The organism is Streptomyces sp. NPDC031497 (assembly GCF_055580905.1).
Genome location: NZ_JBVIKO010000003.1, coordinates 593854 through 603869 on the forward strand (window position 1 = coordinate 593854; position 10016 = coordinate 603869).

10 protein-coding genes are annotated in these 10016 nt (G+C 70.0%); 2 read left to right on the forward strand and 8 right to left on the reverse strand.

Translation table 11 applies throughout. The features are described 5' to 3' along the window. Nucleotides 1-48: 48 nt before the first annotated feature. Together ACZ5K7_RS08665 and ACZ5K7_RS08670 are read right to left on the reverse strand one after the other, a co-directional pair. Complete coding sequence (locus tag ACZ5K7_RS08665; RefSeq protein WP_351692895.1) at nucleotides 49-216, reverse strand: hypothetical protein; 168 nt, start codon at nucleotides 214-216, stop codon at nucleotides 49-51. Nucleotides 217-391: 175 nt separating this feature from the next. Continuing rightward, entirely contained in the window at nucleotides 392-553 is a 162-nt protein-coding gene (locus tag ACZ5K7_RS08670) for a hypothetical protein (RefSeq protein ID WP_351691205.1), read from the reverse strand. A gap of 101 nt (nucleotides 554-654) precedes the next feature. On the opposite strand from ACZ5K7_RS08670, the gene ACZ5K7_RS08675 reads away from it, so the two are divergent. After that, nucleotides 655-1797, forward strand: coding sequence for a M48 family metallopeptidase (locus ACZ5K7_RS08675; RefSeq protein WP_450971651.1), 1143 nt, complete (start codon nucleotides 655-657; stop codon nucleotides 1795-1797). Between the two features lie 10 nt (nucleotides 1798-1807). Here ACZ5K7_RS08675 and ACZ5K7_RS08680 read toward each other — a convergent pair whose 3' ends face one another. From ACZ5K7_RS08680 to proB, 5 genes are all read right to left on the reverse strand, one after another. Continuing rightward, nucleotides 1808-2878 (reverse strand): SCO2583 family membrane protein, encoded by a 1071-nt coding sequence (locus ACZ5K7_RS08680; RefSeq protein WP_468911969.1) that lies wholly within the window; start codon nucleotides 2876-2878, stop codon nucleotides 1808-1810. Nucleotides 2879-2967: 89 nt separating this feature from the next. Further along, nucleotides 2968-3552: an SCO2584 family spore wall biosynthesis protein gene (locus ACZ5K7_RS08685; protein WP_468911972.1), complete on the reverse strand. Its 585-nt coding sequence runs from the start codon at nucleotides 3550-3552 to the stop codon at nucleotides 2968-2970. Nucleotides 3553-3702: 150 nt separating this feature from the next. Beyond that, nucleotides 3703-4989, reverse strand: a complete 1287-nt coding sequence (locus ACZ5K7_RS08690) for a glutamate-5-semialdehyde dehydrogenase (protein WP_351691196.1) — start codon at nucleotides 4987-4989, stop codon at nucleotides 3703-3705. Between the two features lie 87 nt (nucleotides 4990-5076). Next, on the reverse strand, nucleotides 5077-5505 hold the full coding sequence (locus ACZ5K7_RS08695; protein WP_046733220.1) for a hypothetical protein: 429 nt from the start codon (nucleotides 5503-5505) through the stop codon (nucleotides 5077-5079). 124 nt (nucleotides 5506-5629) lie between these two features. After that, a complete protein-coding gene (proB, locus tag ACZ5K7_RS08700) occupies nucleotides 5630-6736 on the reverse strand; it encodes a glutamate 5-kinase (protein WP_351692821.1) in 1107 nt (368 codons plus the stop codon). Between the two features lie 234 nt (nucleotides 6737-6970). Between proB and ACZ5K7_RS08705 the strand changes: the two genes are divergently transcribed. After that, a complete protein-coding gene (locus ACZ5K7_RS08705; protein WP_351691192.1) occupies nucleotides 6971-8362 on the forward strand; it encodes a polysaccharide pyruvyl transferase family protein in 1392 nt (463 codons plus the stop codon). 26 nt (nucleotides 8363-8388) lie between these two features. On the opposite strand, the gene ACZ5K7_RS08710 is transcribed toward ACZ5K7_RS08705, so the two are convergent. Then, nucleotides 8389-9549, reverse strand: coding sequence for a glycosyltransferase family 2 protein (locus tag ACZ5K7_RS08710; protein WP_351692818.1), 1161 nt, complete (start codon nucleotides 9547-9549; stop codon nucleotides 8389-8391). Nucleotides 9550-10016 lie beyond the last annotated feature (467 nt).

Consider the following 10016-nt stretch of genomic DNA (forward strand, 5'->3'; position numbering starts at 1 on the left):
GGCCCGTGGACCCCGCCGCGAGGACGGGTGCCGGGCTCGGCCGCCGGCTCAGCGGTCGCGGTTGAAACGGGTGGTGATCCACAGCAGGAGCAGCAGGATGATGAACGCGCTGCCACCGGTGACGAGCGGGTTGAGGCTGTTGTGGTTGCCGCCGTGCTCCTCGCCCTCGGCGGCGAGGGTGACCAACTGGGCAGCGGCGCTGTGAAGATTCATCATCTGCGGCAGGACCTATCGCGTGTGGACGGGATAAAGACGTCGGCTCATCGTATGCGGGCGGCCCGGCGACGATCACGCCGACTCCTCCGTTGAGCCGACTCCTCGGTCCGTCGGGCCGGCTCGTCGGTCACGCCGGCTCCCTCGGCCACACCGGGCGGGGAACGATCCCGGCGGTTCAGTCGTCCTTCTGTCTGTACCCGCGCAGCAGGAACCAGGCGGTCAGCGCGCAGCCCAGGAACATGACGATCAGAACGACCCGCAGCAGGTCGCCCGAGCCCTGTTGCTGGGCGGCGTTCGCGGCCTGGGTGAGCCAGGCGGCTCGGGGGTTGTGCTCCATGAGGCACTCCTTCGGCTGTACTGCCCGTCCACGGTATCTCCGCCTAGGCTGGGCCCTGCTTCGGGGGCACGGTGGGCACACTCACGCACATGGGGGATGACATGTCCGACGACGGCCACGAGCGGAACGGGCACGAGCGGGTGCCGAGCCGGCAGCGCAGGCGCTTCCCGGGGATCTCCTCGCGCGCGTACGAGCATCCGGCCGACCGTTCGGCCCTGGTGGCGCTGCGCAAGCTGAGCGGCTTCGACACGGTCTTCAAGGCGCTCAGCGGGCTGCTTCCGGAGCGGAGCCTGAGGCTGCTGTTCCTGTCCGACTCGGTCCGCGTGTCGGACCAGCAGTTCGCGCACCTGAACGACATGCTGCGGGACGCCTGTTACATCCTGGACCTGGAGAAGGTCCCGCCGATGTACGTCAACCAGGACCCGCAGCCCAACGCGATGTGCATCGGTCTGGACGAGCCGATCATCGTCGTCACCACCGGGCTCGTCGAGCTGCTCGACGAGGAGGAGATGCGTGCGGTCGTCGGGCACGAGGTGGGGCACGCGCTGTCCGGGCATTCGGTGTACCGCACGGTCCTGCTGTTCCTGACGACCCTGGCGCTGCGCGTCGCCTGGATCCCGCTGGGCAATCTCGCGATCATGGCGATCGTGACGGCGCTGCGGGAGTGGTTCCGCAAGTCGGAGCTGTCGGCCGACCGGGCGGGGCTGCTGGTGGGGCAGGATCCGCGGGCGTCGATGCGCGGGCTGATGAAGATCGCGGGCGGCAACCACCTGCACGAGATGAACGTGGACGCGTTCCTGCAGCAGGCCGAGGAGTACGAGGCCGGGGGCGATCTGCGCGACTCGGTGCTGAAGATCCTGAACGTGCTGCCGCGCTCGCACCCCTTCACCACGGTTCGTGCGGCCGAGCTGAAGAAGTGGGCGGAGTCCCGCGACTACCAGCGGATCATGGACGGTCACTATCCGCGGCGGGACGGGGACAAGGACACCTCGGTCAGCGACTCGTTCAAGGAGTCGGCGGCGAGCTACGCGAGCGACGTGAAGAGCTCCAAGGACCCGCTGATGAAGCTGGTCTCGGACATAGCGGGCGGGGCCGGCGGCCTGGGCGGCCGGGTCAAGCGCGGCTTCGAGGGGTTCACGAGCGCGTCGCCCCCCAAGGACGCCGCCTCGAAGGACGCTCCCCCGCAGGACACCCCGTCGCAGGACGGTCCCGCGCAGGAGACTCCCCCGCGGGACGAGGAGTAGCGAGGGCGCGTCAGACCTTGGGTTCGGCCCCGGCGGCCAGCGTCCCGCACAGGGCGGTGGCGCTGTCCGTGGCGTACGGGTCGGTGCCCGCCGGGCCGCCCGCCCTGGCGCTCTCGCCGGCCAGCAGCGGGTGCAGGTGGTCGGCGGAGTCCCCGGCGCAGGACAGCGGACCGGCCTGGACGTAGGAGACGACCAGCTGGGCCTGGCGCAGGCGCAGGTCGTCCCGGTCGAAGCGGAAGGTCAGCTCGCGGCGGACGGTGAACAGGGAGACCTGGGAGCCGGCCGGGGCGCCGGTGGCGCGCAGCGCGTAGACGACGGTGTGGTCGGCGGTGACTTCCAGGGTGGCCGAGTCGGTCTCGGTGACCTGCATGCTGCCCTGGACGCGGATCTTCGGATCGGCGAGTTCGGCGCGGGTGGGGTCGAAGCGGACCAGCCATCCGGTGGGCGCGTGCCGGCCGTCCGCCGCGGGGTGGTCGAGGCTCTGGTCGAACTGGTCGAGCTGCCCGGGGTCGAGCAGCACCCGTGCGGGCCGCACCTCACTGCTGTCGAGGACCTCGGGGTAGAGCGCGGAGCGGACGATGTAGTCCTTGGCGGTGGTCAGGGCGGTGACGACCTGGCTGTCGGAGAAGTGCGCGGTGCTGCGGGCGGGCGGCAGCGGTATCCCCTCGGCGCCGACGTCGTACTGTGCGGCGGGGCTGTGCGCGAACAGGGTCTCGGCGTCCGCGGCGCCGGGCACCTTGCCCTGCGGGGCGAGCGGGACGACGGTCATCCGCAGGGGTTCGACGGGCCGCTGGGCCTCCTGGGTGCCGTAGGGGTGGCGGACGCCCATGTAGATCGCGGTGCCGAAGGCGACGAGGATCAGCAGGACGAGGATCAGGGCCTGCCGGGTGAGGCCCCGGCGCAGGGGCGGGCGGCGGCGTACGGCGGGCGCGTGGTCGGCCATGCGTTCGCGCGCGGAGGATTCCTGGAGGCGGGCAGCGCGAACGAACGATTCGTCGAAGACGACGGATCGGTATTCGTCCTCTCCACCCACGGGGCCGCCTTCGGGTGTCCCCTCGGGTGGGTCCACAGGCCCGCCCATACTCTCAGAGTAGGTCTCGGAAGCCTCAGGTAAACGCCCAGCTACACGACAACTTCTGACAGGTTCTCACCAGAACGGGCAATGGCCGCTCAGGGGGTGCGCGGGACCGCGGAGACCGCCGACTGGGCGGGCTGGGAGTACTCGGCGGACGCGGAGGGTGCCGCCGCGGTGCCCTGTTCCAGGCCGGTGGAGGGGGGCCTGGGCACCTGGTCGCGGCTGCCGCCCGAGGAGGCGCCGCGGTAGACCGCCGCGAAGGCCAGCGCGACCATGCCGATGCCCATGACGACGGCGAGCACCCAGGCGACGGGACGGTGCCAGCGGACGTGCTTGCCGTACGTCCCCGCGGTGCCGTACCGGTCTTCGAGTGCGTCGGGGTCGTCCAGGTCATCGAGGTCGGCACCGTGGCCGAGATCGGGGCCGTCGGGGCCGAAGCCGTCGTCGTAGCGCTCGCCTCTGGCATGGGCGCGGCGGGCCTCGGCCTCGGAGGCCTCGGCTCTGGCCTGTGCGGCGGCAAGGAGGCGTTCGACCGCGGTCGGCTCGTGGATCACGGCCGCCTTCACGAAGGCCTCGTCGAAGACCACGGCGTCGAACTCTTCGTCCGACATCCCGCGGTCATGGTCGTCGTCGGGATCCCAGCCGTCAGGGAACGGCGTGCCCCCCACGTCCTCCGGCACGGATCCAGAGTAGACCTGGGGGGTCAATTTGGGCAGACGGTATGGAAATTCATAGGCCCTGTGAGACACCTGTCACGCCTGCGCGGGGCCCCGCACGCCCTTCCGCGCACCCGCACGCCGTGGGGGGTGCGGGCTTGGGCCGTACGGGTGTCAGCGGCGGATGTGGCCGTCACCGGTGACGATGTACTTGGTGCTGGTCAGCTCCGGCAGGCCCATGGGGCCGCGGGCATGCAGTTTCTGGGTGGAGATGCCGATCTCGGCGCCGAAGCCGAACTGGCCGCCGTCGGTGAAGCGGGTGGAGGCGTTCACGGCGACGGTGGTGGAGTCGACCAGCTGGGTGAAGCGGCGGGCGGCCTGCTGGGAGGTGGTGACGATCGCCTCGGTGTGCCCGGAGGTCCACAGCCGGATGTGCTCGACGGCCCGGTCGAGGGAGTCGACGACGGCGGCGGCGATGTCGTACGACAGGTACTCGGTCTCCCAGTCCTCCGGGACGGCCTCGACGACGGTCGCCTTGGAGTCCTTGGCATAGGCCAGAACGCGTTCGTCGGCGTGGACGGTGACGCCGGCCTCGGCGAGGGCGTCCAGGGCGCGCGGCAGGAACTCGGGGGCGATGTCCTGGTGGACGAGGAGGGTCTCGGCGGCGTTGCAGACGCTGACCCGCTGCGCCTTGGAGTTGATCAGGATGTCGATCGCCATGTCGATGTCCGCGTGCGCGTCGACGTAGACGTGACAGTTTCCGGTGCCGGTCTCGATGACGGGGACCTTGGACTCCATGACGACGGTCTGGATCAGGGAGGCGCCGCCGCGCGGGATGAGAACGTCGACGAGGCCGCGGGCGCGCATCAGCTCGTGGACGGACTCGCGGCCCTCTCCCGGCACCAGCTGGACGGCGTCGGCGGGCAGCCCGGCACCGCCGACGGCGTCGCGCAGGACGCGGACGAGGGCGGTGTTGGACTCGTAGGCGGAGGCGGAGCCGCGCAGCAGGACGGCGTTGCCGGACTTCAGGCAGAGGGCGGCCGCGTCGACGGTGACGTTCGGGCGGGCCTCGTAGATGATGCCGACGACGCCGAGCGGGACGCGGACCTGGCGCAGGTCGATGCCGTTGGGGAGGGTGGAGCCGCGGACCACCTCGCCGACCGGGTCGGGCAGCTTCGCGACGTCACGGACGTCGGAGGCGATGGCACGGACCCGCTCCGGGGTGAGGGTGAGGCGGTCGACGACGGATTCGCTGGTGCCGTTCTCGCGGGCCTTGGCGATGTCCTTGGCGTTGGCCTCGACGATCTCGCTCGTACGGACCTCCAGGGCGTCCGCGATGGCGAGCAGCGCGTCGTCCTTCACGGCACGCGGCAGCGGCGCGAGGTCGGCGGCGGCGGCCTTGGCACGGTAGGCGGCCTGGGTGACCGGGGACATGGCGTCGTACGGCGAAAGCGTGGTCATGGGGGAAGGGTAGTGCGCGCCGGCGTCCCGTCCAGGCGTCATCCCATACCGCGAGACGGGATCAAAAGGGGGCAATAGCGGTCATGGTCAGAAGGGGTGGATACCGACCGGTGTCGCCGGTGGCGGACCGTAGCCCTCGGCGATCCGCTGGTGATAGGTGGCGCGGTCGATGACCTCCAGGCCGACGATCTCCCAGGCGGGCAGGCCGGCGGTCTGGCGGTGCTCGCCCCACAGGCGCAGCGCGACGGCGGCGGCGTCGTGGAGGTCGCGGGCCTCTTCCCAGTAGCGGATCTCGGCGTGGTCGCAGGCGTAGCGGCTGGTGAGGAGGAACGGGTGATCGTGGGCCAGTTGTTCGAGTCCGCGGCGCAGTTCCGGCAGGGGGACCTCGGCACCGCAGACGCTGAGGGTGACGTGCCACAGACGGGGCAGGTCCTTCGGCTCCTCGTAGGTGTCCCCGGCCGCGACGCTCGTCAGAGCACCGCGGGACGCCGCAGCCCCAGGGCGCACTCGTCTCACGACGGCCTCCTTCAGCTGTGCTCGTGCGGAACGTGGTCCTGAGACAAAGTTGAGCAGGCCGCAAGGGTTCGTGTGGCGGTTTTACGGAACGTCCCCCACCGGGGTCCGTCGTTACGCCCCGTTTTTACGGGTGCAGGATCACCAGGTCGTCCCTGTGTACGACCTCGCGTTCGTACGCCGGGCCCAGCTCGCGCGCCAGCTCCCTGGTCGAACGCCCGATCAACTGGGGGATCTCCTTGGCGTCGAAGCTGACGAGCCCGCGGGCAACCGCGCGTCCTTCGGTGTCGCGCAACTCGACCGGGTCTCCCGCGGCGAACTCGCCCTCCACGGTGGCGATTCCGGCGGGCAGCAGCGACTTGCGGCCCTCGACGACCGCGCGGACGGCGCCGTCGTCGAGGGTGAGCGAGCCCTGCGGGGTGGAGGCGTGCTGGAGCCACAGGAGGCGCTCTGCGGACCGTTTGCCGGTGGGGTGGAAGTAGGTGCCGGTGTCGCCGCCGGAGAGCGCGTCGGCGGCGCGCACGGCGCTGGTGAGGACGACGGGGATGCCCGCGGCGGCGGCGATCCGGGCGGCCTCCACCTTGGTGACCATGCCGCCGGTGCCGACGCCGGCCTTCCCGGCGCTGCCGATCTCGACGCCCGCGAGGTCCTCCGGTCCCTTCACCTCCGCTATCCGCGAGGTGCCGGGCCTGCCGGGGTCGCCGTCATAGACGCCGTCGACGTCGGAGAGCAGGACCAGGAGGTCGGCGTGGACGAGGTGGGCGACGAGGGCGGCGAGGCGGTCGTTGTCGCCGAAACGGATCTCGTCGGTGGCGACGGTGTCGTTCTCGTTGACGACCGGCAGGGCACCCATCGCGAGGAGTTTGTCGAGGGTGCGGGAGGCGTTGCGGTGGTGGACGCGGCGGCTCATGTCGTCGGAGGTGAGCAGGACCTGGCCGACGCGGACGCCGTAGCGGGCGAAGGAGGCGGTGTAACGGGCGACGAGCAGGCCCTGGCCGACGCTGGCGGCGGCCTGCTGGCGGGCGAGGTCCCTGGGGCGGCGGCGCAGTCCGAGCGGGGCGAGGCCGGCGGCGATCGCTCCCGAGGAGACGAGGACGACCTCCTTCTCTCCGCCGCTGCGGCTCTTGGCGAGGACGTCGACGAGCGCGTCGACCCGGTCGGCGTCCAGGCCGCCGGAGGCGGTGGTCAGCGAGGAGGAACCCACCTTGACGACGATCCTGCGGGCCTCGCTCACGGCCTGCCTTGCGCTTGCCACGTCCTGTCCCCACTTCCTTGCGCGTGGCAGCAATCTACGCGAACCGGATGTGCGGAGGACGCGGCCGTCCAGCCTCCGGACAGGAGCACGCACGGGCGTTGCGTGACCGCCCCATCACGCCCCGCTCACGGCAAAAAGGTTGCACTGACTGCTTATAGAAATTGAAGCAAACGCAAAGTTAATTTGAAGTTTGTGTCATCTAAAGTTCGCAGCGTGAAGCGCATCCTCCTCAGATCGGGCAAGAGTCCCTACGACGTCGTCAGCGTCGAGGAGGCCCTGCACCGGGACGTCATAGCCACCAACTCCGGCAACCTGATCTTCAGCGATGCCGCGCACAAGATTCTCGAGGCTCCGGACACCGAGGTCGTCTCGAACGGCATGCCCTCCGACGCGTCCGCCGCCGCACGGATCAACGAGGAGTACGACGCCTTCGTCATCCCGCTCGCCAACGCCTTCCGGCCGTCTTTCGAGAGCTCGCTGAAGCGGATGACCCGGCTGATCTCGAAGCTGAGAATCCCGGTTGTGGTGCTGGGCGTCGGTGCGCAGACCGGAGTCGGCTACAACGCGGACCGGCTGAAGCGCATCGAGCCGACCGTGCGGGAGTTCTGCGCGGCGGTGCTGGAGCGCAGCGCGTCGATCGGTGTGCGAGGCGAGTTCACCGAGCAGTACCTGACGAACATGGGTTTCAAGGACGTCGAGGTCATCGGCTGTCCTTCGCTGTTCCTGTACGGCGACCAGCTCCCGGTGCACAAGAGGGCGCTGGAGTTGACGCCGGATTCGCGGATCGCGATCAACGGCTCGCACAGCGCGGTACGCACGCAGGGCCTGGACCAGATCATCACGCGCACCCACGAGCGCTACCCGCATCTGCGGTTCGTCGGCCAGAACCTGAGTGACGCGCGCCAGTTGCACTGGCGGGACCTGTCGGACCCGAACGCCGCGGTGACCGCGATGCCGACCCACCCGGACCATCCGATGTTCCGTGAGGACAAGGTGCGGGTCTACGTCGACCCGGTCACCTGGATCGACGATCTGCGGTCTTTCGACTTCTCCTTCGGTTCACGCATCCACGGCAACATCGCGGCGCTGCTCGCCGGCACGCCGGCCACCGTGCTGTGCGGTGACTCGCGGACGCTGGAGCTGTGCCGTTACTTCGAGATCCCGCACCTGCTGCTGGACCAGGCGGTCAAGGATCCCGATTCGGCGGACCCGGCGAAGCTGTACGCGGAGGCGGATTTCGGCGGGCTGGTCGGCGGCCACCGGGAGCGCTTCGAGCGGTTCACCGGGTTCCTCGACCGGAACGGTCTGGAGAACACCTTCACGCACGGCGACGGTGGTGCGGCCTTCGAGGAGCGGATGCGCGCGCTGGCGTTCCCGGCGGGCATCCGCCCCTGGAACGAGACGGATGTCGCCTCGCTCACCTCGCGGTTCGGCTGGCTGCACAGCCGTATCGACGAACTGTCGCTGGACAACGTCAGGCTGAAGAAGGAGCTGGCGCGCGCGGGGGCCCGCGCCAAGACGGCGGTTGTCGTGCCGCCGCCCTCGGTCTACCGGCGGGCCCGCCGGGCCGTGGGCAAGCCGATCCGGCGGGCGCTGGGCCAGTAGGCCGACCGGCCTGACCGGGCGCCCGGTCAGGCCGCCGCCGCTTTGACTTCCCGTGCCGGCAGCGATCTGCGGAGTCTGCGCAGGGCGCGCCGCAGGAAGGTGTTGGCCGCGTCCTCCCGGTAGCCCGCGACAGCGCGGGCCTCGCGGGCCTCGGCGAGGTAGATCCAGTCGGGAACGCCTGCCGCCCTGGAGCGGAAGTGCGGGTAGGAGAAATAGACACGGGTGCCGCGCTTCTCCAGGAGGGCCCCAGCCTGCTTCTTGGCGCGTACGAACTCGACGACGTCCAGGAGGAGGTCGGGACGCTGTACGGCGACCAGGTGGAGTCGCAGCCTTTCGTGGACCCTGAGGCGGCGGGCGATCTCCGGATTCCAGTGGGCGTCCATCAGCGGCTTGGCCAGTTCCAGCTTCTTCCGGCGCACTTCGTCGCTGTCCTTGAGGAACTTGGGACCGAACTGCGGGAGCAGGGTGACCAGGAACGGCCGGACCATGAGCGTGTCACGACGCGGTCCGGCCGGGACCATGTCGGCGATCAGGTTCATCAGGGCGCGTGCGGAGTCGAAGCGGAGGGTGTAGCTGCCGCTCTTGGTGACGTGTTTGCCGTCCTCGCGGCCCACCAGGTAGTAGCAGGGGTAGTCGGCGACCACGGAGACGCCGTCGGCGCGCAGGTAGGCCTCCATGGTGAACAGCGCGTCCTCGCCGGTCCACAGGGACTCGTCGAAACGCATGCCGTGCTGTTCGAGAAGTGCGCGGCGGAACAGTTTCTGCGCGCTGAGCGTGAACTTGATGTTGGACGAGAAGACGTCGGTGCGGTCGAGCGTCCGGCCCCACATGGACCGCGGGGGTGTGCGGTTGATCCCCTCGACCTTGCCGAGGACGACGTCCGTGTTGTTCTTGTCGGCCATGGCGACCATGCGGGCGAGGGCCTCGGGGCCGAGCCGGTCGTCGGCGTCCAGGAAGAACACATAGCGGCCGGCGGCCTTGGCGAGGCCGACGTTGCGGGGGCCGCTGGGGCCGCCCGAGTTCTCCTGCCGGATCACGGTGACCTGCATGGCCGCACGGTCCGCGAACTCCTCCAGGTACTCCCCCGTGCCGTCGGTGGACCCGTCGTCGACGGCGATGACCTCCATGCGTGCCGGGTCGAGGGTCTGGCGCTCCACGGAGGCCAGGCATTCGACGAGATATGGCATCGCTTCGTACGCCCCGATGATCACAGTCACATCAGGCTGCGCAACGACGGTCACGTTTCCCCCTAGTCAATGGTGCGTTCCCCCTGCGTCACCTCGATCGCAACGTGTTAGATGACCGGTCGGCACATCCGGTTGCCTTGGGGCACACTTCTAGTGGCGCATGTCACATGACGAGCAGCAAGCCGTGCGGTGTACAGCGGGTTACCCCGGACAGTACGGACGTGCGGTAAGAGCTGCTCAGCGGAAACCGCGAAGTATCGGTAAGAAGAGACGGCGTGAATGGCTAAGCAGAGGTAAGAAGTCGCGGCCCCCGGGAACGGGGGGGGGGGGGGGGGGGGGGGGGGGGGGTGGGGGGGCGGGGGGGGGGGGTGGGGGGGTTGGTGGGGGGTTTCCTCTTCTTTGGGGGGAGTTCGGCCGTCCCCACGGGGGGGGGGGGGGGGCCCCCCGCGACAAGCCCCCACGCACCC

Bases quoted from the DNA above. Each gene is read 5' to 3' on its own strand.
- ACZ5K7_RS08665 (WP_351692895.1), bottom strand. From the start codon at position 216: ATGATGAATCTTCACAGCGCCGCTGCCCAGTTGGTCACCCTCGCCGCC.
- ACZ5K7_RS08670 (WP_351691205.1), bottom strand. From the start codon at position 553: ATGGAGCACAACCCCCGAGCCGCCTGGCTCACCCAGGCCGCGAACGCC.
- ACZ5K7_RS08675 (WP_450971651.1), top strand. From the start codon at position 655: ATGTCCGACGACGGCCACGAGCGGAACGGGCACGAGCGGGTGCCGAGC.
- ACZ5K7_RS08680 (WP_468911969.1), bottom strand. From the start codon at position 2,878: ATGGGCGGGCCTGTGGACCCACCCGAGGGGACACCCGAAGGCGGCCCC.
- ACZ5K7_RS08690 (WP_351691196.1), bottom strand. From the start codon at position 4,989: ATGACCACGCTTTCGCCGTACGACGCCATGTCCCCGGTCACCCAGGCC.
- ACZ5K7_RS08710 (WP_351692818.1), bottom strand. From the start codon at position 9,549: ATGCCATATCTCGTCGAATGCCTGGCCTCCGTGGAGCGCCAGACCCTC.